The organism is Streptosporangium becharense, assembly GCF_014204985.1.
Classification (GTDB): Bacteria; Actinomycetota; Actinomycetes; order Streptosporangiales; family Streptosporangiaceae; genus Streptosporangium; species Streptosporangium becharense.
This window is the reverse complement of record NZ_JACHMP010000001.1, coordinates 4,689,697-4,713,321: the sequence shown is the minus strand read 5'-3', so window position 1 is coordinate 4,713,321 and position 23,625 is coordinate 4,689,697. Positions and strand designations below refer to the sequence as shown.

21 protein-coding genes are annotated in these 23,625 nt (G+C 71.6%); 10 read left to right on the top strand and 11 right to left on the bottom strand.

Going from position 1 to position 23,625, the window contains the following annotated elements; all coding sequences use genetic code 11:
• Window positions 1-3: 3 nt before the first annotated feature.
• From F4562_RS20840 to F4562_RS20830, 3 genes are all read right to left on the bottom strand, one after another.
• Window positions 4-279 carry a hypothetical protein gene (locus F4562_RS20840; protein ID WP_311734170.1) on the bottom strand — a complete coding sequence of 92 codons (276 nt, stop codon included), beginning with the start codon at window positions 277-279 and terminating at the stop codon, window positions 4-6.
• Window positions 280-430: 151 nt separating this feature from the next.
• On the bottom strand, window positions 431-1,459 hold the full coding sequence (locus tag F4562_RS20835) for a conjugal transfer protein (protein WP_184544924.1): 1,029 nt from the start codon (window positions 1,457-1,459) through the stop codon (window positions 431-433).
• Between the two features lie 418 nt (window positions 1,460-1,877).
• Window positions 1,878-2,081, bottom strand: coding sequence for a hypothetical protein (locus F4562_RS20830; RefSeq protein WP_184544922.1), 204 nt, complete (start codon window positions 2,079-2,081; stop codon window positions 1,878-1,880).
• A 436-nt stretch (window positions 2,082-2,517) separates the two neighbouring features.
• Between F4562_RS20830 and F4562_RS20825 the strand changes: the two genes are divergently transcribed.
• Both F4562_RS20825 and F4562_RS20820 read left to right on the top strand, forming a co-directional pair.
• On the top strand, window positions 2,518-3,579 hold the full coding sequence (locus F4562_RS20825) for a TerC/Alx family metal homeostasis membrane protein (protein WP_184544920.1): 1,062 nt from the start codon (window positions 2,518-2,520) through the stop codon (window positions 3,577-3,579).
• Window positions 3,580-3,802: 223 nt separating this feature from the next.
• A complete protein-coding gene (locus F4562_RS20820) occupies window positions 3,803-4,447 on the top strand; it encodes a hemerythrin domain-containing protein (protein WP_184544912.1) in 645 nt (214 codons plus the stop codon).
• On the opposite strand, the gene F4562_RS20815 is transcribed toward F4562_RS20820, so the two are convergent.
• Together F4562_RS20815 and ychF are read right to left on the bottom strand one after the other, a co-directional pair.
• On the bottom strand, window positions 4,419-7,916 hold the full coding sequence (locus tag F4562_RS20815) for an ATP-binding protein (protein ID WP_184544910.1): 3,498 nt from the start codon (window positions 7,914-7,916) through the stop codon (window positions 4,419-4,421). The two genes, F4562_RS20820 and F4562_RS20815, sit on opposite strands and share 29 nt — an antisense overlap.
• Before the next feature lie 217 nt (window positions 7,917-8,133).
• Complete coding sequence (gene ychF / locus F4562_RS20810; protein WP_184544908.1) at window positions 8,134-9,222, bottom strand: redox-regulated ATPase YchF; 1,089 nt, start codon at window positions 9,220-9,222, stop codon at window positions 8,134-8,136.
• Between the two features lie 301 nt (window positions 9,223-9,523).
• Here ychF and F4562_RS20805 point away from each other — a divergent pair, with 301 nt between their 5' ends.
• Complete coding sequence (locus tag F4562_RS20805) at window positions 9,524-10,828, top strand: DNA recombination protein RmuC (protein WP_184545139.1); 1,305 nt, start codon at window positions 9,524-9,526, stop codon at window positions 10,826-10,828.
• Window positions 10,829-10,950: 122 nt separating this feature from the next.
• Window positions 10,951-11,475 (top strand): DUF6542 domain-containing protein, encoded by a 525-nt coding sequence (locus F4562_RS20800; protein WP_184544906.1) that lies wholly within the window; start codon window positions 10,951-10,953, stop codon window positions 11,473-11,475.
• A gap of 182 nt (window positions 11,476-11,657) precedes the next feature.
• On the opposite strand, the gene F4562_RS20795 is transcribed toward F4562_RS20800, so the two are convergent.
• Window positions 11,658-12,629, bottom strand: coding sequence for a 4-hydroxy-3-methylbut-2-enyl diphosphate reductase (locus tag F4562_RS20795; RefSeq protein WP_184544904.1), 972 nt, complete (start codon window positions 12,627-12,629; stop codon window positions 11,658-11,660).
• Between the two features lie 110 nt (window positions 12,630-12,739).
• Here F4562_RS20795 and F4562_RS20790 point away from each other — a divergent pair, with 110 nt between their 5' ends.
• From F4562_RS20790 to F4562_RS20780, 3 genes are all read left to right on the top strand, one after another.
• On the top strand, window positions 12,740-13,771 hold the full coding sequence (locus F4562_RS20790) for a hypothetical protein (RefSeq protein ID WP_184544902.1): 1,032 nt from the start codon (window positions 12,740-12,742) through the stop codon (window positions 13,769-13,771).
• Between the two features lie 179 nt (window positions 13,772-13,950).
• Entirely contained in the window at window positions 13,951-15,159 is a 1,209-nt protein-coding gene (gene xseA, locus F4562_RS20785; RefSeq protein WP_184544900.1) for an exodeoxyribonuclease VII large subunit, read from the top strand.
• 244 nt (window positions 15,160-15,403) lie between these two features.
• Entirely contained in the window at window positions 15,404-15,634 is a 231-nt protein-coding gene (locus tag F4562_RS20780) for an exodeoxyribonuclease VII small subunit (protein ID WP_184544898.1), read from the top strand.
• Between the two features lie 156 nt (window positions 15,635-15,790).
• Here the strand turns inward: F4562_RS20780 and F4562_RS20775 are convergent, their stop codons facing one another.
• Together F4562_RS20775 and F4562_RS20770 are read right to left on the bottom strand one after the other, a co-directional pair.
• A complete protein-coding gene (locus tag F4562_RS20775; protein ID WP_184544896.1) occupies window positions 15,791-16,339 on the bottom strand; it encodes a DUF4245 domain-containing protein in 549 nt (182 codons plus the stop codon).
• 201 nt (window positions 16,340-16,540) lie between these two features.
• Window positions 16,541-17,146 carry a TetR/AcrR family transcriptional regulator gene (locus tag F4562_RS20770; protein ID WP_184544894.1) on the bottom strand — a complete coding sequence of 202 codons (606 nt, stop codon included), beginning with the start codon at window positions 17,144-17,146 and terminating at the stop codon, window positions 16,541-16,543.
• Between the two features lie 83 nt (window positions 17,147-17,229).
• On the opposite strand from F4562_RS20770, the gene glpX reads away from it, so the two are divergent.
• Window positions 17,230-18,264: a class II fructose-bisphosphatase gene (gene glpX / locus F4562_RS20765; RefSeq protein WP_184544892.1), complete on the top strand. Its 1,035-nt coding sequence runs from the start codon at window positions 17,230-17,232 to the stop codon at window positions 18,262-18,264.
• A gap of 66 nt (window positions 18,265-18,330) precedes the next feature.
• Here glpX and F4562_RS20760 read toward each other — a convergent pair whose 3' ends face one another.
• Window positions 18,331-18,933, bottom strand: a complete 603-nt coding sequence (locus tag F4562_RS20760) for a DUF1707 SHOCT-like domain-containing protein (RefSeq protein WP_184544890.1) — start codon at window positions 18,931-18,933, stop codon at window positions 18,331-18,333.
• A gap of 358 nt (window positions 18,934-19,291) precedes the next feature.
• Between F4562_RS20760 and F4562_RS20755 the strand changes: the two genes are divergently transcribed.
• Window positions 19,292-20,530, top strand: coding sequence for an MFS transporter (locus tag F4562_RS20755; protein WP_184544888.1), 1,239 nt, complete (start codon window positions 19,292-19,294; stop codon window positions 20,528-20,530).
• Between the two features lie 86 nt (window positions 20,531-20,616).
• Here the strand turns inward: F4562_RS20755 and iolB are convergent, their stop codons facing one another.
• Both iolB and F4562_RS36815 read right to left on the bottom strand, forming a co-directional pair.
• A complete protein-coding gene (gene iolB, locus F4562_RS20750; protein WP_184544887.1) occupies window positions 20,617-21,435 on the bottom strand; it encodes a 5-deoxy-glucuronate isomerase in 819 nt (272 codons plus the stop codon).
• A 67-nt stretch (window positions 21,436-21,502) separates the two neighbouring features.
• Window positions 21,503-21,736, bottom strand: coding sequence for a Cgl0159 family (beta/alpha)8-fold protein (locus F4562_RS36815; RefSeq protein WP_446459029.1), 234 nt, complete (start codon window positions 21,734-21,736; stop codon window positions 21,503-21,505).
• A 145-nt stretch (window positions 21,737-21,881) separates the two neighbouring features.
• On the opposite strand from F4562_RS36815, the gene F4562_RS20745 reads away from it, so the two are divergent.
• Window positions 21,882-23,555, top strand: coding sequence for a fumarate hydratase (locus F4562_RS20745; protein ID WP_184544885.1), 1,674 nt, complete (start codon window positions 21,882-21,884; stop codon window positions 23,553-23,555).
• Window positions 23,556-23,625: the final 70 nt, after the last annotated feature.

The following is a 23,625-nucleotide window of genomic DNA, read 5'->3' as shown; positions in this document are numbered from 1 at the left end:
GTCTCAACCTCCTGAGATTCCCAGTGCCCCGGCGATCGCCTTGGCGGTCACCTCGATGATGTTCGGCACGTAGAAGATCACTCCGATGGCGATCGCGAGGATGATGAACTGGACGAACCGGGTGATCTCACGGGTGAAGAGGAAGAAGAGCGCCACCACCGAGACGATGACGAGGAAGAGCGGGGCGAAGAAGCTGCGGAGGAAGTCGGCCAGACCTTCGGTGTTGACACCTGACGGAGGGACTGTGGGCTGAGCGAGCTCGACCGCGCTCAGCAGTATGGTCTTGAGAATCACTTCTTGTCCTCCGTACTCACGATCGTGCTCGCCCGACGGCGACGGGCCCGCGGCGCGCACGTGGACGGCCGCGCGTCGACGGCTCGTCGATCAAGGGGGGTCTGCCCACTGTGGACCGGCACCATTCGATCATGTGTTACCCCGCAGACCGGTGTGCGCCGCGAATGTCCTTGACGAACCACTTGTCGCCTTGTTTGACCATGGTGAGCAGGTATGCCTGCTCCAGCTTGCCCCCGACCTGACCGGGGTCCGCCGGAGTGGCGTCGGGTGCCGGCGTCGCCCCCGAGGGAACTCCCCACACGACGGTCGCGGTCACCTCACGGGTGGCTCCCGCGGGGAGCGGCACGAGGAGGTCCTTGAGCTCCACGAAGGTGAAGGCGCCGTCGAAGCCTTCGAGGGTGACCCCCGCGTCGGCGTACCGCTGCAGGGAGGCGGTGTCACCGGCGGCGTAGGCCTTGAAGAAGTCTTCCAGGGGGGTGCGGAGCTCCCGCTCGGCGGCGCCGTCGCGGTCGGGGGCGGCCTTGGCCGGCAGGTTGGCCGGCGCCGGCGCCGGCAGGATGCCCGGACGGCCGGCGACCACGAACTTCTCTGCGGCCCTGTCGTAGTAGACGGGCACCGAGAGCAGCTGCCTGCGGTCCGAGGACTGGTAGGTGAGGGTGATGACGGCGTTGTCCGCGTCGACCACCTCGACCCCGTACGGTTGCACCGCTCCGGCGCTCATCCGGCCGAGGCCGTCCCAGCCGAACTGCGACTCGGCGCCCTCCGGGAGGTAGGGGGCGAGCCTGCCGGCCCTCTCCTGGGGGCGGGCGCCGTCGAAGTTGAGGTAGACGGCGGCGAACTGGATGGCGAAGGACGTGCCCTGCGTGGTGGGGAATCCATCGGCGGAGACCGGAGCGGCGCCCGCGGGGGTGTTCTGCCGGGTGAAGCGTTCGAAGGGGGCACGGACCCCGTTCACCACGATGACGATGATCAGCGCCCAGAGGACGGCCCGGCCGACCCACACCAGCCAGCGACCGCCGCCGCCGGACCACCGGCCGCGCGACGCGCTCCGCTCGCGGGAGGTCTCCTGGCCGGAATCGGGTTCGTCGGGGAAGTCGGAGTACGCCGACAGCTCGGGGTCTCCAGCGATCCGAGGATCATGCTGGACCGTCGACCTTCGAGCCATCACGCCTCCGCTCGCGCCAATCCCCCGACTGGCGCGGTGTCGTATTGCTGCCGATCCCGTTAGCCATGGTGAAGACTTACTCTAGCCGCCCCACCGATTCTTCCAGGAAAGCCACGCCTATGCTGCAAGCATCGTGGTGACTGAGCAAACCGAGTCTGGATCCCCGGCGGGGCCGCCGGTGCCGTCGCCGAGCGGCGAAAAACGCGTTATCCCTGGCCAGCGCGTGGGCTCGTTACTGAAACGCCACCCATTGCTAACTAAAGGGCCCCCACACTGTCGCGACCTGCGCATTTATCTGAAATGCACACATAGCATCACAAGGCGTTAAGACGGACCGGCCCGCCACCCGGTGCCGGCCCCACACCGGCCCCGCACCTGCCCCGTGTCACGCTCGCGGCAGCCCCGTGTCATCCCCGTGTCATCCCCGCGGCGACACCGGCCGACCCCGTCCCGGCGGCTCGCGCCGGTCCACGGGAGGGGGTGTGGGAAGGACGGTCGGGCGGCGGGGACCACGGAGACGCGGCGGGTGCGGCGGGTGCGGCCACAGGACGGCGGCGGTGACGACCGCGGAGAACGTCAGCAGGATGCCCAGCAGGATTTCGAGGAGCATGGCGGTCGACATGTGACCCTCCCTCGGCCTCGGCGCGGACGTGTGGCCACGAGGACGAAGGTCTTCCCGCACCCCCACCGGGCGGACCGGGCGAAGGGCCACCCCGCCGGGCCCTTCGCGCCTGAGGACCGTGATGACGACCGGGTGTCGGACGGCGGGTACTCCCCTCCGTACTCCCTCCACTATCCGCCTCGGTGAAAGCCCTGGTCAACCGCCTACGGTGAGCCGCTCCCGCCGCCGTGCCGCCCGCAGCGACCCGCCTGCCGCCCCCTCCTCCGACCGGGGTGGAGTGGCATCGAACGGGTGGTTTACCCTGGGACGGCGAGGGGAGTACTTCCCAAGTGCCGTTCCCGGTCAGTACGGACGTCCCAGAACGTCCCCGGGCGGTCGCCTGCCTGGCGGCGGGTGAAGGAGACCTCGAACGACTGAGCGCGTTCGAGGAGGTTTCATGTCCGCCGGGACAACTCTGCTCGCCGCAGAGTTCGAGACAATCGGTTCACCCCAGATGTGGACGATCGCCACCGCCGCACTGATCGTTCTGCTGGGGCTGGACCTCATGCTGACCAGGCGCCCGCACGAGGTGCGGATGGGCGAGGCGGTCGGCTGGTCGGTCTTCTATCTGGTGCTGCCCGTCCTCTTCGGCGTCTACCTGTGGGGGGCCTACGACTCCACCGTGGCCGTGGAGTTCTTCACCGGCTACGTGGTGGAGAAGTCGCTGTCGGTGGACAACCTCTTCGTGTTCATGCTGCTGCTGGCCGCCTTCGCGGTCCCGGCCGCGCTGGCCAAGCAGGTCCTGCTGTACGGCATCGTCGGGGCGCTGGTGCTCCGTGTTATCTTCATCGCGCTCGGGGCCGCCGCGCTGCAGAGCGGCACGTGGGCCTTCCTGCTGTTCGGCGTGATCCTGATCGTCACCGCCGGAAAGATCCTCAAGGACGCGCTGGGCGGCCATGAGCAGGAGGTCGACATCTCCTCCATGCGCACGGTCCGGCTGCTGCGGCGCTTCGTACCGGTCACCGACGACTACCGCGGGTCTCGCATGGTCGTCCGCGAGGGGGGCCGTCTCGCGCTGACCCCCCTGGCGCTGGCCGCCGTGGCCATCTTCGCCACCGACATCGTCTTCGCCGTCGACTCGGTGCCCGCGGTGTACGGGGTGACCGACGACCCGTTCCTCGTCTTCGCCACCAACGCCTTCGCGCTGATGGGCCTGCGGGCGCTCTACTTCGTGCTCCAGAACGTCCTGACGAAGCTGAGGCACCTCAACCACGGGCTCAGCGTCATCCTGGCCTTCATCGGGATCAAGCTCATCCTGCACTGGGCACACGGTGTCTGGACGTGGGTTCCGCAGATCCCCACGCTCGCCTCGCTGGGGGTCATCGTCACCGTCCTGACCACCGTCACGATCACGAGCCTGCACGCCAACCGCCGCGACCGGCGGCAGGCCGCCGAACCGGCCGGGCCCTCCGCCGAACCGGCCGCGGAGGAACCGGCCGGGCTGCCCGCCGAACGCTGACCCCGGCCGGACGCCCGCGCGTCCGTCACGGGCGCCGGGCCGAGCCCGGCGAGACCTGTGCGAGCCGGTCGGCGGCGTCATCCGCCCCCGCCGGCTCCGGGCCTCGTCGTGAGCCGCCCGGCACGTGGGCTGTCGAACCACCAAGAAGCCACCAAGTAGGTCATAAGAGGAGAGCCGCATCGTGGTCGGGTAAGCCAACGCCCCGACCGAGGAGAGAACCGGGATGGCCACCCCCGAAACGCTGGGATTCCAGATCGCCCACCGGAGCATGCGCGGCGAGGTCCGCCGCCTGGCCGACCTGACCGCCCAGCTGGCCGACGGCCGCCAGTCGGCCGATCCCGCCCGCGCGCGGGCCATCGTCGAGTACATCGCGGCGATGTGCACCACCATCCACCACCATCACAAGACAGAGGACGAGGTCCTGTGGCCCGTCATCGAACGGTCCGCCGGAGCCGAGGTGGACCTGCGTGACCTGAGCGACGACCACGCCGAGCTGGACCCGCTGCTGGACACGATCAGAAGCGGGTCGGAGGAGTTCCTGCGCACCTCGGACGCCCGCCGGCTCGCCGTCTGCCTCACCCGGCTCGCCGACATGCTCGACGAGCACATCGAGGAGGAGGAGCGGCTGCTCTTCCCGATCATCAGGAAGTACGTGTCCGTGGCCGACTGGAAGCGGGTCGAGGACGTGGCCCGCAAGGGCTCGAACGTCATGGTCGAGCTGCCCAGGATCGAGCAGTACGCCAGACCCGACGAGCTGGCCACGCTGCGCAGGCTCGCCGGTCCCGTGCTCACGGTGATGTTCACCGTGCTCCGCGGCGGCCACCGGCGCCGTCAGCGCCTCATCTTCGGCCCGCTCGCCGACGTCTGACACCGGCCTGCGCCTCGGCCGCCCGGCGGGCCCAGTGCGGGGAGCCGACCTGTTCGGCGACCCGTACCGCCTTGGCGTAGTGGGCCGCCCCGTCGCGTCCCAGGAACTCGGCGAGGTCGCCGAGGACGTGCGCCACCGGTCCGAGGGTGACCGAGCCTGAAGACAGCCCGGCCAGCTCGCCGTCCCAGGGCAGCAGGCCCCGGTAGCACCGCTCGCCGACCTCCCGGTCGCCCAGGGCGATGGCGTTCTCCGCCCGCAGCGCGAGCCTGATCAGCCAGTAGTAGTCCTGGCGGGCCTCCCAGCCGGGCTCCCAGAACGTCCTGGCCTCCTCGTGCCGCCCCTCGGCGACCAGGGCCCGGACCAGCAGCTCGGAGAGGTCCTTGGGGATGGACTCGTACGCCGCCGTCATCTCCGGGATGTCCTGCGGCAGCCCGCCCGCCAACCGGGCCACGAAGCGCCCGACCATCCCGATGCTGAACGCGTTGGCTCCGCCCGCCGCGGCGATCTGCTCCGCCGCCGCCGAGTAGCGCTGTGCCGCCCGCTCGAACTCGCCCCCGATCAGCATGATCAGCGTGTCGAGCATCGACAGCACGCCGAGCGCCAGGCCGAGCTGGCCGGTGGTGGAGTGCTCCAGGGCCCGGTCGGCGTGGTACCGGGCGGCGGCGAGGTCGTTGCGGCCGAGGCTGACCATGAAGAGGGCATGGTGGCCCTGCATCTGGTAGCCGGGCAGCCCGGCGGCGGCGCCCAGCTCCACCAGTTCCCGCCCCACCGCCTCCAGTTCGTCGCGCCGGTACGGGGTCAGCAGGACGAAGTAGCGTGCGTTGAGGGCCAGGCAGACGAGCTCGGGCCTGCCCAGCCTCCGGGCCAGCCGCAGCGCCTCGGCGCTGATCGCCACGCATTCCTCGTCGTCGTGCCCCTCCAGCTCGAAGGTGAGCGTGGCCAGCAGCCTGCATCGGACCTCGTCCCGCGCGTCCGCATCCGCGGCGCCCCCGCCGGTGGCGCCCCCGCCCGGGGTGGTCCCGGGCGACGCCGCCCCGCCGGCCGCCCCGCCACCGGGGGTCCCGCCCGGTCCCGTGCCGGCCAGCGCCTCGCGGAGCGCGGCGACGAACGGCTCGTCGATCCGGCGGTCCGGCTGGATCGACCAGGTCACCGGGGCGTCGTACGCGGTCAGTGCCCTGGTGACCCCTGTCCCGAGCCGCCGGGCCACCGCGAGCGCCCGCTCCCGGTTCCGCCGCGCGGCCACCACATTGCCCTCGTGCGCCTGTACGCGCACCAGGCGGCAGAGCAGGTCGAGCCGCTGCCGGTCGTCCTCCACGAGGTCGAGGGCCCCGGCGTAGAAGGTCGCCGCCTCGCGGTACGCGTGCAGGCCGGCCGCCCTCTCCCCCGCCGCCACCGCGTACGGCACCGCCCGGCCGGCCGTGTTCGCGGTGACCGCGGCGAGGGCGTGGTAGCCCAACGCCGAGACGTCCGCGGACCGGACGCGCTCCAGCGCGCCGAAGACCCGGCCGTGCAGCCGGGTACGGCGGATGCGGGGGGTGTCCTCGTAGAGGGTCTCGCGGACGAGTACGTGGGCGAAGCGCACCCGGCCCGGAGCGGGCTCGGTCAGCAGGCCGGTCAGCACGCCGGCCTCCAGCCCGTCCAGCACCGTGTCCTCGTCCGCGCCGTCCAGCGCGAGCAGTACGTCCACGTCGACGTCACGGCCGACGATCGCCGCGTCCCGCAGCGTCGTCCGCGCCGCGGCGGGCAGCCGGGCGATCCGGCGGCGGATCAGGTCGCGGACGCCGGGCGGCAACGCCCTGGCCGCGGACGTGCCCTCCGTGGCGATCAGCCGCGCGGTCTCGGACACGAAGAGCGGGTTGCCCCCGGTCCGCTCCGCCACCGTGCGGGCGGTCACCGGGTCGACGTCACGGCCGGAGCGTTCCCGCAACAGCCGGGCCACGTCGTCGTCGTCGAGTCCGCGCAGGTCGACCCGGTGGGTGTCGTGCCCGGCCAGCGCGGCCCACGTCGCGCCGAGGTGGTCGGCGGCCTCGACGGGACGGTAGGTGGCGACGATCATGATCCTGGACGTCGTGAGCCGCGTCGCCAGGTGGCGCAGCAGTTGCAGGGTCTCGCCGTCGGCGCGGTGCACGTCCTCCAGAACGATCAGCAGGGGGGTGCTCCCCCGCACGATCCGCGACAGGTAGTCCTCCGTCGCCCTGGCCAGCAGGAACGACGCGACGGCCGGAACGTCGTCGGCGAGCAGCGGCGCGAGCCGCGCGGCGACGGCGTCCTCCGGCGGCCGTTCGGCGGCCAGGTGGCGCACCACCTCGCTCCACGCCCAGGCGGGAGGCGCTCCGCCGTCGGTCTCCGGGCACTGGCCGGTCGCGGTCAGCCACCCGCGGTCCGCGAGCCGCCGCGCGAAGGCCGCGACCAGCGTGCTCTTGCCTGCCCCGGCGTCCCCGCCCACCCAGACGGTGCGCACCCCCGGAGCGCCGGCGAGGGCATGGAGCGTCTCCAGCTCCGCCGTACGTCCCACCAGCTCACCGGCCCGCTCCGACGCCTCCCGCGGCGAGACCGGTTCCGTCCCGGAAACGACCGCCCGCTCGGCCTCCGCCCCGGAAACCACCATCCGCCCGGCCTCCGCCCCGGAAACGACCGCCCGCTCGGCCCGGTAGGCCGGCATCCGCCCCGGCCCGGCGGTCGAGGCCGGGACGCCGGAGATCGGAGGCTCCTCCCGCCCGAGGGACCCGGCGTGCGCCAGGATGTCTGCCTCCAGGGCACGCAGCGCAGGCCCCGGGTCCACTCCCAGCTCGTCGGCGAGGGTCTCACGGGCCTTCCTGATCGTGGCGAGCGCGTCGGCCTGCCGCCCGGCCCGGTAGTACGCCAGGGCGAGCAGCCGCACGGCGTTCTCCCTGAGCGGGTGAGCGCGTACGTGCTGCTCAAGCTCGATCTCGGCGTTGCCGCCCAGCGCCAGCAGCGCCTCCGCCCGGTACTCCACGGCGACCAGTCGCAGCTCCTCCAGCCGTGTGGCCTCGGACTCGGCCCACCCGTCGTCGGCGAACTCCGCGTAGGCGGGCCCCTGCCACAGCGCGAGCGCCTGATCGACCGTCTCCAGCGCCCGTACCCCGTCACCGGCGGCGAGCGCCGCCCCGGCGGCGTCGACCAGGCGGGGGAACAGCCACGCGTCCACCCGTTCGGGCTCCAGCCGCAGGCGGTAGCCGGGGGCGGCGCTGACCAGCACGGTGGCCGGGGCCCGGGGTGGTCTCCCGGGTTCGAGCACCCGCCGCAGGTTGGACACGTACACCTGGAGGGCGGCCAGCGCCTTGGGCGGTGGCTGCCCGTGCCACAGATCGTCGATGAAACGATCGGTGGAGACCACGTGCCCGCCCGCGACCACGAGCCTGGCCACCACCGCTCGCTGCCGGTGGGTGCCCAGGTCCACCGTACGGCCCTTGATTTCCGCCTGGAGCGGACCGAGAACGCGCAACATAACAAAAGGCAGAGTATGCGCATCCGATCGCCTTTCACCGAAGCCGACCGGCGAGGGCGTTGCGAAGATCCCTGACGGCATGGGTGTTCGCGGCCGCGGCGTCGGGCATGCACGACGCGGCCGTCCTGCCGGTCGGGAGGCCGAGGGCCGCGGACCCGGGCCACCTGCGGAGCGAGGAGGCGGCAGGCGCCTCCTCGGCTACGCTCACACAACCCGCTCAGACGTTGAAGCGGAACTCCACCACGTCGCCGTCGCGCATCACGTAGTCCTTGCCCTCGATGCGGGCCTTGCCCGCCTGACGGGCGGCGGCGATGGAACCGGCCTCCACCAGGTCGTCGAAGGAGACGATCTCGGCCTTGATGAAGCCGCGCTGGAAGTCGGTGTGGATGACGCCGGCCGCCTCCGGAGCGGTGGCACCCTTGCGGATCGTCCAGGCCCGGGTCTCCTTGGGACCGGCGGTGAGATAGGTCTGCAGGCCGAGGGTCTCGAACCCGACCCGGGCGAGCTGCGACAGCCCGGACTCCTCCTGGCCGACGGACTGCAGGAGCTCCAGCGCCTCCTCGTCGGACAGCTCGACCAGCTCAGACTCGATCTTGGCGTCCAGGAAGACGGCCTCGGCGGGGGCGACGAGGGCGGACAGCCTGGCCCGCAGCTCCTCGTCGACCAGCTCGTCGGCGTCGAGGTTGAAGACGTACAGGAACGGCTTCGCCGTCAGCAGGTGCAGGTCACGCAGGTCCTCGGGGTCGATCCCCGCCCCCTTGGCCCCGGCGTACAGGGTGGTGCCCCCGTCGAGGAGCTTGACGGCGGCCTCCGCCGCGTCGAGCACCGCCTTGCGGTCCTTGTTAGTCCTGGCCTCCTTCTGGAGACGCGGAATCGCCTTCTCCAGCGTCTGCAGGTCGGCCAGGATCAGTTCCGTGTTGATCGTCTCGATGTCACGCTCGGGGGAGACGCCGCCGTCGACGTGGGTCACGTCGGGGTCGGTGAAGACCCGGATGACCTGGCAGACGGCGTCGGTCTCGCGGATGTTGGCGAGGAACTGGTTGCCCCGCCCCTGTCCTTCCGAGGCGCCGCGGACCAGCCCGGCGATGTCGACGAACTCGACCTTCGCCGGCAGGATCTTCGCCGATCCGAAGATCTCGGCCAGTTTCTCAAGACGCGGGTCGGGAACGCCGACGATGCCCACGTTGGGCTCGATGGTGGCGAACGGGTAGTTCGCCGCCAGGGCGTTGGCGGTCTTCGTCAGCGCGTTGAAAAGCGTTGACTTGCCGACGTTGGGCAGTCCGACGATGCCGATGCTCAAGCTCACGTGAGCCGAGTTTACGCGGAATGACCCACTGCTACCCGCCGCAGGCAGATCATCGGGCGGCGCATCCGTGTCCGGCCGGGCCGCCCGGAGTTCCGCCCCGAGGTCTCGTGCCCACACGCCAGGCCGGACCGCCCGAAGTCCCACGTCCACACGCCAGGCCGGACCACCCGAGGTCTCGTGCCCACGTGCCAGGCCGGACCACCCGGAGTCCCGCGTCCGCGCGGCCGGCCGGGGCCGGTGAGGGAAGGCGTGTCGGCGCGCCAAGAGCGGCCGGGCCTGGAATCATGCCGGGGTGGATGTCATGGCACTCGCCTTCCAGCTCGCCGTGGGGCTCGCCGCCGGGCTCGTGATCGGGTTCCTGCTCGGCCGGGTGCGTGCCTCCTCCGGGGCCGCGGACGTCACCGCGCGTCTGGCCGACGCCGAGGCCCGCGCGAAGATCGCCGAGGAGAAGGCCGCCTACATCGAGGGGCAGCTCTCCGAGCGGTTCCAGGCCCTGTCGACCAAGGCGCTCGACGTCAACAACCTGCGTTTCCTGGAACTGGCCGAGACGAGGCTGGCCGCGGGCCGGGCCGAGGCCGCCGGTGAGCTGGAGCAGCGCAAGCAGGCCGTCGAACACCTGCTGGAGCCGCTGAAGGACACGCTGGCCCGCGTCGAGACGCAGCTGCGCGACACGCAACTCGGGCAGCGGGCCGCCCACGCCGAGCTGGCCAAGCACATCGACATCGTCCGTGAGAGCAACGAGCAGCTCCGCACGCAGACCGACGCGCTGGTACGGGCCCTGCAACGGCCGGAGGCCCGTGGCAGGTGGGGGGAGCTCCAGCTGCGCAGGGTCGCCGAGATCGCCGGCATGCAGCGGTTCTGCGACTTCGACGAGCAGGCGAGCGCCGCCACCGTCGATGGTGCCCTGCGGCCCGACATGGTCGTGCGGCTCGCCGGCGGCAAGAACATCGTGGTCGACTCCAAGGTCTCCCTGGCCGCGTACCTGGAGGCCGCCGAGTCCGGTGATCCCGGCCACCGGTCGGCCCGGCTCGACTCCCACTCCCGGCACGTGCGCGAGCATGTGGACCGGCTGGCCGCCAAGTCCTACTGGCAGGCGTTCAGCCCGTCGCCGGAGTTCGTGGTGCTGTTCATCCCCGGCGAGGCGTTCCTCGCCCCGGCGCTGGAGCGTGACCCCGGCCTGCTGGAGTACGCCATGCGGCGGCGGGTCCACATCGCCACGCCCACCACGTTGATCACCATGCTCCGCACCGCGCAGTACGCCTGGCAGCAGGCCGCGCTCAGCGAGAACGCGCGGGCGGTCTTCGAGGTGGGCAAGGAACTCTACGAGCGGCTGGGCAGCATGGGCCGGAACATGGAGGCGATGGGCCGCTCACTCGGCCGGGCGGTGGAGGCCTACAACAGGACCGTCGGCTCGTTGGAGACACGGGTCCTGGTGAGCGCCCGCAAGCTGAACGACCTGGGACTCGTCGACGCCGACCTCGACAGGCCGCAGACCGTCGAGGACCTGCCCCGGGCCCTCACCTCGCCCGAACTGCTGGCGGAAGAGGGGACAAGCTCGCCTCTCGTGCCACGGCAGAACGGTAAGTTGGCCAACGACCTGCCCTAGATACTGTTCCCTGCGGACGCCGCCGGCCGGACACTGGAGGCGGAGGGCGTTGGCGACGAGCGTGCCGGGGGGCGACTGGTGGACGAGCGGACCGGCGGGAAGCCGGTTGGCGAGGTGATCGCGTGAATGGGCAGGATCGGGGCGCCGGCGTCCGGCTGACCGTCCGAGGCGCGCTGGCTCTCGTACTGGCTGCCACGCTGCTGGGTTACGTCCTGCAGGCGGTGTTCGGGCCCGCGACGCTGGTCGGGCTGGCGTTCGCGGCCGGCTGCGTGGCCGCGACGGTGCTCGTGAACCGCCGCGACCTGCTCTCGCTGGTGGTCTCCCCGCCGCTGACCTTCTTCGTGATCACCGTGGTCGTCCAGGCGGTCCGTTCCCTGTTCTCGCCCACTCCGATCCAGGCTTTCGGCCTGGGCATGTTCACCATGCTGTCCGGTCAGGCCCCGTGGCTGTTCGGCGGCTCGCTGCTGGTGCTGGTCATCGCATGGCGCCGGGGGCTGACCCGGTGTGTGCGCGAGCTGCGCGACGAGCTGCGGGTGGGCAAAACCCGGATCCCCCGCCCCAGGAGCGGTGACAGCGCCGCGTTCGCCCCCGAGCCGGAGGGTTACTTCGAGCCCAAGGTGTACGGCACGCCGCGCGAAGGCCAGTAGGCTCCGGCGCCCGTCCCCCACGGACCGGGCCCGTCCGCCCGGCCGCCGTCGTCCGGGCCCGGACGACGGCGGCCGGGCGGTGCCGGTCAGACCGCAGCCGCCGTGCGGTCCCGGTCAGACGGCGGGCCAGGCCGTGCCATCCGGACGGCGCCGGTCGGACAGCGGCGGACGGACGGTACCGGTCAGGCGGTGGCGGCGCGCAGGTCCTTGCGCAGCTCGTGCGGGAGGGCGAAGCGGACGCTCTCCTGGACGGACTCGACCTCCTCGACGTCCTCGAAGCCGTGCCGGGCCAACCGGGCGAGGACTCCGGCGACGAGTTCCTCGGGCACCGAGGCGCCGCTGGTCACGCCGACCGTGGTGACACCGTCGAGCCACTCGTCCTTGATGAGTGAGGCGTCGTCGACCAGGTAGGAGGCGTCGGCCCCGTGGTCGAGGGCGACCTCGACCAACCGCTTGGAGTTGGAGGAGTTCTCCGAGCCGACGACGATGACGAGCTGCGCCTGGGCGGCGATCTCCTTGACGGCGACCTGGCGGTTCTGGGTGGCGTAGCAGATGTCGTCGCTCGGCGGGTCGATCAGGTTGGGGAAGCGCGCCTTGAGCCGGGAGACCGTCTCGGTGGTCTCGTCCACCGAGAGCGTGGTCTGCGACAACCACACCAGCCGCTCGGGATCCCTGACCTGGACGGTGTCGACCGACTCCAGGCCGTCGACGAGCTGGACGTGGTCGGGCGCCTCACCCGCGGTGCCCTCGACCTCCTCATGGCCTTCGTGGCCGATGAGCAGGATGTCGTAATCCTGTGAGGCGAAGCGCCTGGCCTCGTTGTGCACCTTGGTGACGAGGGGGCAGGTGGCGTCGATCGTCCGCAGGCCGCGGCCGGCGGCCTCCTGGTGGACCGCCGGGGAGACCCCGTGGGCGGAGAAGACCACGATGGCGCCCTCCGGCACCTGCTCGGTCTCCTCTACGAAGATCGCCCCGCGCTCTTCCAGCGTCTTGACCACGTGGGTGTTGTGAACGATCTGCTTGCGGACGTAGATCGGGGCACCGTACTGCTCCAGGGCCTTCTCCACCGCCTGAACCGCACGGTCGACCCCCGCGCAGTAGCCACGGGGCTTCGCCACAAGTACTCGCCGGGTCGCGGGGGTCTTCGAAGTCATGCTCTTATGCTACGTGGAACGCTTACCGGGCCCACCCACATGCCCTGTGAGCTGATACGGCTCAGCCCTGTCACACCAGCCTTCCCATACAGACCTCCCAGGGAGACGACATGTCAGTCCCCGACATGATCCGCAACGTCACACAAAAGGCGAAGGACCTACCGCTTCACATGCTGCAGACCGCGTTGAGCGGGGTCGGCCAGGCCCTGGCGTTCGGCGGCCTGGTACGGAACAAGATCAAGGACCTCGCCGGCCAGGAGGAGGACCTGGAGGAGTCCCGTGAGAAGGCGGCCGGCGGGCCGGCGGAGGCGGCGGAGAAGGTCGGGGAAGAGCGCGAGGAGAAGCCCGCCCGGCGCGAGCCGATCATTTTCGCGCCGCGTCCGGAGAAGGCCGCGGGCATGACGTCCACCACCGAGGGCAACGGCACCAAGACCACTCCCGAGCCGGTCATCTTCCGCCCCGCCAAGCCCAGGCCGGCCGCGTCCGAGACCGAGGCCCGGCCCGAGACCGAGAGCAAGACCGTCGCGACCCCGGCCGCCGAACCCGCGGCCAAGACCGAGCCGGAGGCCCAGTCCGAGGCCAAGCCCGAACCCGAAGCCGTCGCGACCCCGGCCGCCGTGCGGCCTGAGCCCAAGGCCGAGCCTGAGCCTGAGCCCAAGACCGCGACCGAGGCCGGGGCCGGGGCCGAGCCTGAGCCTGAGCCCAAGACCGAACCCGAAGCTGAAGCCGTCGCGACCCCGGTCGCCGCCGAGCCTGCGGCCGAGACCGTCGCGTCCCCGGCCGCGGAACTCAAGGCCGAGCCCGAGACCGCCCCAGGCACCCCGGAGATCGAGGTGCCCGCGGGAGTCAGGGTGGAGGTCGCGGAGGTCGAGGTGGCGAAGCCGGAGACGGCGGACGCCGCGGCGGTCGAGGTGACCGCGACCAGGGCGGCCGGGCCCGAAGAGGTACGGCCCGCCGACGTCCCCGCCGAGCCGATGCCCGGTTACGCGGGGCTGACGGTGGCCTCTCTGCGCGCCCGGATGCGCGGCAGGTCGGCCGAGCAGATCCGGGAGCTTCTGGCCTACGAGCGGGCCACCCTCGCCCGGGACACCGTCGTGCGGATGTACGAGAACCGTCTGGCCAAGCTGGAGGCCGCCGAGTAGAGAGCAGGACAGGCCCGGAGCAGGGACGAGGAGGCCCGGAACAGGTTCGGAACAGGCACGGGACAAGCGCGGGACGGGCACCGGACAGACGCGGCATGGGCACGGCATGAGCACGGCATGGGCACGGCACAGTCACGGCATGACGCGGGACGACCGTGTCCGGCGCGTAGGCTCCGGCCATGACCTCGAAGACCACCCCTGAGCAGCCCCTCCCCGTCCGCACGGTGTTGCAGATGGTCGGCGGCTGGATCGGCAAACTCGGCACCGTCTGGGTGGAAGGACAGATCACCGAACTGACCGCCCGCGGCGGCACGGTGTTCCTGACGTTGCGCGACCCGGTGGCCAACGTGTCGGCCAGGGTCACATGCCCGCGCGGCGTCTACGAGGCGACCGTCCCACGCCCCGTGGACGGGGCTCGCGTCGTGATGCACCTGAAGCCGGACTTCTGGGTCAACAAGGGTTCGTTCGCCTTCACCGCACTGGAGATGCGGCCCGTCGGAGTCGGTGAGCTGCTGGCGCGGCTGGAACGGCTGCGCCGGCTTCTCGCGTCCGAGGGCCTGTTCGGCGTCGACCGGAAGCGGCGGCTGCCGTTCCTGCCGAGCACGGTCGGGCTGATCTGCGGACGCGACTCGGCAGCCGAACGCGACGTGCTGGAGAACTCGCGGCGCCGCTGGCCCGCGGTGCGTTTCAAGGTCGAGCAGGTGGCCGTGCAGGGCCCGTACGCGGTCGGCGAGGTCGTCGAGGCGTTGCGGAAGTTCGACGCGGACGGCGAGGTCGACGTGATCGTGATCGCCCGGGGCGGCGGCTCGATGGAGGACCTGCTGCCCTTCTCCGACGAGGCGCTGGTTCGGGCGGTGGCGGCGTGCCGCACGCCCGTGGTCAGCGCGATCGGCCACGAGCAGGACAACCCGCTGCTGGACCTGGTCGCCGACGTACGGGCGTCGACGCCCACGGACGCGGCCAAGAAGGTGGTGCCGGATGTCGGCGAGCAGCTGACGCTGGTCCGGCAGCTCCGTGACCGGGGCCGCAGGGTCGTCGGCGGCTGGCTGGACCGCGAGACGGCCTGGCTGGCCGCGGCCCGATCCCGGCCCGCCCTCGCCGACCCGGTCCGTGAGGTCGAACGCCGGGCGGAGCAGGCCGAGCAGCTCAGGGACCGGGCCAGGCGCGCTCTCACCGGTTCCCTCGACCGGGCTCAGGATTCGCTGGGTCACCTGCGTGCCCGCCTGGTGTCGCTGTCGCCCGCCGCGACCCTGGAACGTGGGTACGCGATCGTGCAGCGTCCGTCGGGCGAGGTCGTACGGCTGGCGGGCGAGGTCGCCCCGGGCGACGAGCTGACGGTGCGCTTCGCCGACGACCGGATCACCGTCAGGCGCGATCCCGCCACGTGAGCTCAGGGTAGCCGGGGTCGCCGAAGCCGAGCGTCCGGTAGAGCGGTTCCCCGTCGGAGGTCGTGTGCAGGTGCCTTGCGGACCTCCTTGTCCCGGTACCACTCCAGCAGGGCCAGCAGGATGGCCCTGCTGTGCCCCCGGCGCCGGTACCGGGGGCGGTGGTCATGCCCTGCACATAGCCGAAGCGGCCGTCGGGCAGGCGTGGGCCGGGTCACCGCCGGGCGGGCGGCCCTAGGGTGGTGACGTGGCCGATGAGAAGACACCTTCATACGAGCAGGCGCGTGAGGAACTGGCCGAGGTGGTCCGCCGGTTGGAGACGGGCGGGCTGACCCTGGAGCAGTCGATCGAGCTGTGGGAACGCGGTGAGAAGCTGGCGGCGCTGTGCGAGGAATGGCTCCAGGGTGCCCGGGTGAAGCTCGCTGCCGCGATGGCCCAGCGCAGGCAGCCCGACGTGCCGGGTGACAGCCCGTTCTGAGCCGGGCGTTCCAGGGGCGAGCCGAGTAATCCGGGGTGAGCCGGGCGGTCCGTACTGAGCCGAGGACAGCCTCGCTGCGACCCGGGCACCGGGACGGCCGGGCGGCGGCGTTCCGAACCGCTCCCGGAGCGGGACCGGGCGGAGTGCGGTGAGGGCCTAGGAAGTGATCTTTTCCTGCTGTTTGAGGGAACCGGCCAGGGTGGACAGCTCCTCCCAGGAGGCGGTGCCGGTGACGACGATCGTCACATCGGGCAGGACGCGGACGAGGGAGCGCTGGTCCTTGTCCTCGCGGACGCGCTGCTCCCAGCTCACCCCGCCGACCTGTACGGTGCCGGTGACCTGGGAGGTGTTGGCCAGGCGGCTGGCGAACCCGGCGGCCGGCTGCTCGTTGCTCTGGGCGAGCATGGCGTGCGAGCGGTCGGCGTCGGGACGCTTGGCCGTGGCGAAGCCGAGCCGCCAGGTGGCCGTGCCCTTCTCCTTGGTCGCCTTGGAACTGGTGGGCACCCACCCCTCGGGGACCCGTTCGGGCGCCCACACCTGGTAAGGCGCGGTGCGGCGGAGGTCGGCGAGGGCGAAGGAGTAGTCGACCGCGGGGATGCGTTCCGTCCTGCTCTGCGGCGTGATCAGCAGGAAGACGCCGACGCCGGCCAGGCAGACGGCCATGGCGAACGCGTAGGCGTAGAACCCCTCGGTGAACTTCCTCACGACTGTCGAGACTATCCGTTCGGGGAGGCGGTCCGGTCCGGGGGCCGGTACGGGGGTATGGAACGTCGAGGCCGGCGCGCAGCGACCGGGCGACGCCGAGGACGGCGCACGGCGACCGGACGGGCCGGCGCTCCGGTCCAGGGCCCGGCGCCAGAGCTGCGCTGCCGGGGCTACGAGCCGGGCTACGGTGCCGGGGCGCCTTCAGGGGCGGTGGATCTGTCCGATGATGGCCAGCACGTCCTCGACGAGCGCACGGGAAGCGGTCTCGTCCTCCGACAGGGCGACCTCGGAGACGGCGGCGGCCAGCGCACCGGTGAGAACCACGACCAGGGCGCCCTCGTCGTCCGCGAAGAGGGCCGCGTTGCGCTTGGCCCACTGGCGCAGCCGCTCACGCATGACGACCTCGAAGCCGGGGGGCCCGTCACCCCGCAGGAACAGGGCCGAGATCTCCCGTTCGGTCAGACACCCCTCCAGGTAGGCGCGGGCTCCGGCGACGAACAGCCGCATCGGGTCGTTCTCGCCCTGGCCCCGGGCCTCCTGGACGGCCTGTTTGGTCCGCTGGGCCTGCCGGGCCTGGAACTCCTCGAAGAGCGTGAGGTAGAGGTCGGCCTTGCCGGAGAAGTGGTGGTAGAGGCTGCCGACGCTCGCCCCGGCCCGGGCGACCACGTCGGTGACGCCCGCCTCGGCGAAGCCGCTCGTGACGAAGACCTCCCTCGCCGCCGCCAGGAGCGCGACCCTGGTGGCGGCGCCTCGCTCGGAGGTTCGTGCGGTCACGCCTCTCACCAGCCGTTCCGTGTCGCTGCCCATGGTGGGGACATTATCCTCCGCCGACCGGTCATCAGGGGGACAACTACGATCGTTGCATTAATCCACGAGAGGGGTTTCCCGACATGTCCGATCAGACGTCCGTTCCCGCCGCCCTCGCCACGGGCGAGCACGCACCTGATCGCAACCTCGCCCTCGAACTGGTCCGGGTCACCGAGGCGGCCGCGATGGCCGCGGCCCGCTGGGTCGGACGCGGCGACAAGAACGGCGCGGACGGCGCCGCGGTGCACGCGATGCGCCAGTTGATCAACACGGTGTCGATGAACGGCGTGGTGGTCATCGGTGAGGGTGAGAAGGACAACGCGCCGATGCTGTACAACGGCGAGCACGTCGGCGACGGCAGCGGCGCCGAGTGCGACGTGGCCGTGGACCCGATCGACGGCACCCGGCTCACCGCGCTGGGCATGCCGAACGGCATCTCGGTCATCGCGGTCAGCGAGCGCGGCTCGATGTACGACCCGTCCGCCGTCTTCTACATGGACAAGCTGGTCACCGGCCCCGAGGCGGCGTCCGCCGTCGACATCAACGCGCCGGTGGCCGACAACATCGCCGCGGTGGCACGCGCCAAGGGCTGCTCGTCCTCGGACGTGACCGTGGTCATCCTCGACCGGCCCCGCCACGAGAAGATCATCCGGGAGGTTCGGGAGGCCGGGGCACGGATCAAGCTCATCACCGACGGCGACGTGGCCGGCGCCATCATGGCGGCCCGCGCGGGCACCGGCATCGACCTGATGCTCGGCATCGGCGGCACCCCGGAGGGCATCATCGCGGCCTGCGCGCTCAAGTGCCTGGGCGGTGTCATCCAGGGCAGGCTCTGGCCGCGGGACGACGCCGAGCGGCGCCGGGCGCTGGACGCGGGCCTCGATCTCGACGCGACGCTCAGCACCGACGACCTGGTCAGGTCGGACGACGTGTTCTTCGCGGCCAGCGGGATCACCGACGGCGAGCTCATGCAGGGCGTCCGCTACCGGGGCGGCCGGGCCGTCACGAACTCCCTGGTCATGCGCGGCCGTTCCGGGACGATCCGGAAGATCGAGAGCGAGCACCAGCTCTGGAAGCTGCGCGCCTACAGCGCGATCAACTTCGACAGCGCCGGCTGAGCCGGCAGCGCCGGCCGGGCCGGCTGGATGGCCGCTGGCCCGCCCCGAGGGCCGGGCCGGCGGTCGTCAGCGGCGGAACCAGGAACGGCGGGGACGCTTGGGCACCTTGGCGACGATGCTGCCCAACGTGACCAGACCGGTGATCTCGATCACCGGCCCGTCCGGCGAGGCCGGCACCTGGTTCTTCTTACCGCTCATGACGGCCGAGACGGGCATCTCGATACGGACGCCCTCCGGGACGACGAGCGTGAGCGTTCCGGCCAGCACGGTGACCTGGAGGGTCACGTGGCGCGACTGCAGAAGCGCCTCGCGCAAGTCGAGCGTGACGTTGGCGCAGACGGCGGTGGCGGTGAACCGGGTGGGCACCACCCAGCGGCCCGAACGCTCCTCGGAGCCGAAGAACGCCGCGACCGGCCGCACATCGGTGCGCAACGGCCTGGCCTCCGGCGGCAGCAGGTCGACGATGAGCGCTTCGAGCTCGCCGAACGTGCGGGCCCGGTAGAGGGCGTCGGTGCGTTCCCCGTGCTCGGCGTGGTCCAGCCGCCCGTCGGCGAGCGCGTCGCCCAGCACGGCGGCCACCTGCTCACGGTCGGAGTCTCCGGCCCGTAGGTCGGCCGGACGGGGCTCGGCGGAGTTGCGGCGGACGGCGGGGGGACGAGGACTCTCCACGCTTCGACAATAATCGCCGTCGGCGTGCCGGTGGCGCGACGAGACTGTCACACGTCCGTGGAGACCGCGGTCGCACCGGCCGGTTCGAGACCGGGTGGAGGGGATGTTCGGGACCGGACGGCGAACCTGTTCGAGACCGGGTGGAGGGGGCGTTCGGGACCGGACGGCGAACCTGTTCGAAGCCGGACACGGGACCCCGTTCGAAACCGGCTGGAAAGCCCATTCGGGACCGGACGGTGAACCTGTCGAAGCCGGACGTGGAACCTGGCGGAACGATGAGTGATCACCCATTGACCCCCGGGAACACCACCCGTACCCTGACGGAAACTTGAACCTCCCTCATGTTCCGGAGGTCGTCGTGCCGACTCCGCGTGACCGGCGGGCGCGGGTGGCCACCTGGGCGGCGTTCTTCGTCCAGGGCCTCTGCTTCGCCACCCTGCTCACCCATGTGATCGACCTCCAGCACAAGTTCGGACTGAGCGACGGCGACCTCACCCTGGTCCTGCTCCTGGTACCGGTGATCGCCGGTATCGGGAGCGGTGTCGCGGGCCCGCTCGCGGCCAGGTACGGCAGCGCCGCAGTCCTGCGGGTCTCCCAACCGGGCGTCTGCGCCGTCGTCATCCTGATCGGCTGGAACGACCTGCTCACCGGTCTCTACGCGCTCAGCGCCGCGTTCGGGCTGCTGGTGGGGGCGGTCGACGCCGCGATGAACATGCAGGCGGTCGCGGTCGAACGCCGGTACGGCATGAGCGTCCTGACCGGTTTCCACGCCGTGTGGAGCGTCGGCTCGATGCTGGGGGCCGGGGTCAACTCGGCTTTCAGCGCGCTCGGTGCGGGACAGGGCTGGTCCTTCACCGTCCCGGTGGCGATCGGCGCGGCCGTCTCGGTGGCCATGCTCCCCCGCCTGTACGAACGGACCGAGGAGGCCACCGGGCAGGCCGGGGAGACCACCGGAGGGGCCGGAGAAGCCGCCGGGCAGGCCGGGGGAACCGCCGGAGGGGACGCCGCAGCGGCCCGGGTGCCGTGGCGGCCGATCGTCCCGCTCTGCCTGGCGATGGCCTTCCTGTACGTCGGCGACGCGGCGATCTCCAACTACGGCACGGTCTACATGGAGAAGGCACTGCACGCCGGCGGCTGGCTGGTGCCGTTCGCCTACCTCATCTACCAGGCGGCCATGCTGCTGGCCCGGGTCCCCGGTGACCTGGCCGTGCGCAGGTACGGCCCGGTACCCGTGGTCCGCGCCGGCGCGGTGATCGCGGCGGTGGGCATGGCGGGCATCGTCGTCGCCCCGGGCGTCCCGGTGGCCGTGGCGGCGTTCGGGATCGCCGGCATCGGGCTGTCGATCATCGCCCCGCAGTCGTTCTCGGCCGCGGGCCGCCTCGGAGCCGGGGCGGAGACCGCGATAGCGCGGGTCAACATGTTCAACTACGTGGGCTTCCTCGTCGGCGCCGCCGTGGTGGGCGTCCTCAACGACACCGTGAACGCGCGTGTGGCGTTCGTCCCCGCCGCGGTCATGGTCGGCCTGATCCTCTTCCTCGCCAGAGGCTTCCGGCCCACCGGAGAGCCCGCCGGCCGCGAGGTCGCCCACCGGGTCTGAGCCGGGGGACCGCGGCCTCTCCCCCGGAGCACGCCCGCCGGTTCTCCACGGGGAGGCGGCGGGCACCCGTTCCGCGGCGACCCCGTTCACGGCGCCTTCGTCATCGGCACCCTGGGGTCGATCGGCTGCTCGGCCCAGGAGGAGCGGACCCACGCGTGCCGGGGGTCGTCGCAGGAGGCCATGGACCGCTGTCCGGCGGGCCCGGCCAGCACGTTCAGGTAGTACAGGTCGTAGCCGGGGGCGGCCATCGACGGGCCGTGGTAGCCGTGCGGGACGAGGACGACGTCGCCGCCGCTCACCTCGGCGAGGACGTCGTGGGTGCCGTAGACCCGCTGGTAGCCGGGGCCGCCCTCGAAGTAGTAGATCTCCTCCAGCACGGCCTCGTGCCCAGAGGCGGTGTCGTGCTTGTGCGGCGGGTAGGACGACCAGTTGCCGCCCGGGGTGAGCACCTCCACCGCGACGAGCTTGTCGCAGTCGAAGGTGTCCGGCGCGCAGAAGTTGTTGACCTGCCGGGTGGCCCGGCCCGCGCCGCGCACCTCGACGGGCACGTCCCTGGCCGGGCCGTACCGGGCGGGCAGGCGCCGGGTCGCGCGCGCCGCGGGGAGCGCGAAGCGGCCCTCGCCGGTCATCCGGACGGTCGCGCCGACCGGCAGGTACGCGAAGTCGGTCACCGCGTGGAAGACCGAGGTCCTGCCGTCCAGCACGAACCGCACGCCGTCGCACTCGATCACGCACGTACCGGAGAGCGGCAGGACGAGCATCTCCTCGTCCCCGGTGGCGAACTCGACGCTCTCGCCCGACAGGCAGAGCAGACGGAGCCCGGTATAGGTCCATCCGGCGGTCTCAGGAGTGATCGACAGCGCCCACGGCGCCCGAGCGGTACTCCCTGCCGGGATGAAGGTCATGACTGCTCCTCGCATGGCGGCTCACCATGACATGACCCGCCGGCGCCGTACCGGCCTGCTCGCTCGGTCATGTCACCTTCAGCACGGCCGCGGCGGTGTCGACGGCCGTGGCCACGTCGTCATCGGAGGCGTACAACAACGCGCGGCCGATCACAAGGCCCCGGACGCGGGAAGTCCCGGATCCCCCCGCCGGACGGTGCGTGCCTTCTCCGGCGTGTCGCCGGAGAAGGCACGCCGGGAGCGGCGCGCAGCGGGGCGGCGGGAGGCGCGGCGGCCGAACGGCGGGAGGAACGGAAGGCACAGCGGCGGGACGGCAGCAGGACGGCGGGAGGAACGGGAGTGGAACGGTGCCGGGCCTGACAGGTGCATCCGCGCCGGGACGCGGCGGCGGGAGGCCGTACCCTCTAGGAGGACTGGAGAAGCCCCCGCACGGAGGATCGACGACGATGCCCGAGTTCGACTACACCGACCTGCTTCCCATGGGACCGGACGAGACGGAGTACCGCCTGGTCACCGCCGAGGGGGTGCGCGTCGTCGAGGCGGCGGGGCGCCGGTTCCTGGAGGTCGAGCCCGAGGCCCTGCGGTTGCTGACCGAGACGGCGATCCACGACATCTCCCACTATCTCCGGTCGTCCCACCTCGCCCAGCTGCGAAAGATCATCGACGACCCCGAGGCCAGCGGGAACGACCGCTTCGTCGCCCTCGACCTGCTGAAGAACGCCTCGATCTCGGCCGGCGGCGTGCTGCCGATGTGCCAGGACACGGGTACGGCCATCGTCATGGGCAAGCGCGGCCGGCACGTGCTCACCGACGGCGCCGACGCCGAGCACATCTCCCGCGGCGTCTACGACGCCTACACCAGGCTGAACCTGCGCTACTCCCAGATGGCCCCCATCACCATGTGGGAGGAGAAGAACACCGGCTCCAACCTCCCCGCGCAGATCGAGCTCTACGCCGAGGACCCGGGCGGCCACCCCGACGAGTACAAGCTGCTGTTCATGGCCAAGGGCGGTGGCAGCGCCAACAAGTCGTTCCTGTACCAGGAGACCAAGGCGGTGCTGAACGAGAAGCGGATGCTCCAGTTCCTGGAGGAGAAGATCCGCTCTCTCGGCACCGCGGCCTGCCCGCCGTACCACCTGGCGATCGTCGTCGGCGGCACGTCCGCCGAGTTCGCCCTGAAGACGGCGAAGTACGCCAGCGCCCGTTACCTGGACGGCATCCCGACCGAGGGCTCCCCGTCGGGCCACGGTTTCCGTGACGTCGAGATGGAGGCCAAGGTCTTCGAGCTCACCCAGAAGCTCGGCATCGGGGCCCAGTTCGGCGGCAAGTACTTCTGCCACGACGTCCGCGTCATCCGCCTCCCCCGGCACGGCGCCTCCTGCCCCGTCGCCATCGCGGTCTCCTGCAGCGCCGACCGGCAGGCGCTGGCCAAGATCACCCCTGAGGGCGTCTTCCTGGAGCGGCTGGAGACCGACCCGGCGAGGTTCCTTCCGGAGACCACCGACGAGCATCTGTCGGACGACGTGATCAAGATCGACCTCAACCGCCCGATGCGGGAGATCCTCGCCGAGCTGACCAAGTACCCCGTCAAGACCCGCCTGTCGCTGACCGGTCCGCTCGTGGTCGCCCGCGACATCGCCCACGCCAAGATCGGCGAGCTTCTCGACGCCGGCGGCGAGATGCCGCAGTACCTCAAGGATCACGCGGTCTACTACGCGGGCCCGGCCAAGACTCCCGAGGGCTACGCCTCCGGATCCTTCGGCCCGACGACCGCCGGCCGCATGGACTCCTACGTCGAGCGCTTCCAGGCCGCCGGCGGCTCCATGATCATGCTCGCCAAGGGCAACCGCTCCAAGCAGGTCACGGACGCCTGCAAGACGTACGGCGGCTTCTACCTCGGCTCCATCGGCGGCCCCGCCGCTCGGCTCGCGCAGGACTGCATCAGGAAGGTGGAGGTCCTGGAGTATCCGGAACTGGGCATGGAGGCGGTCTGGAAGATCGAGGTCGAGGACTTCCCGGCCTTCATCGTTGTGGACGACAAGGGCGAGGACTTCTTCGACCAGCGGCAGCAGGACGGCGGAGCCACCTTCGTCGGCATCCCGGCACGGGGCCGCGGTTAGCCGGCACCGAACGGGGAGCCCCGCCTGCCAGGAGAGACTCCGGGCGGGGCTCCGGTGTCGCGACTCCCGC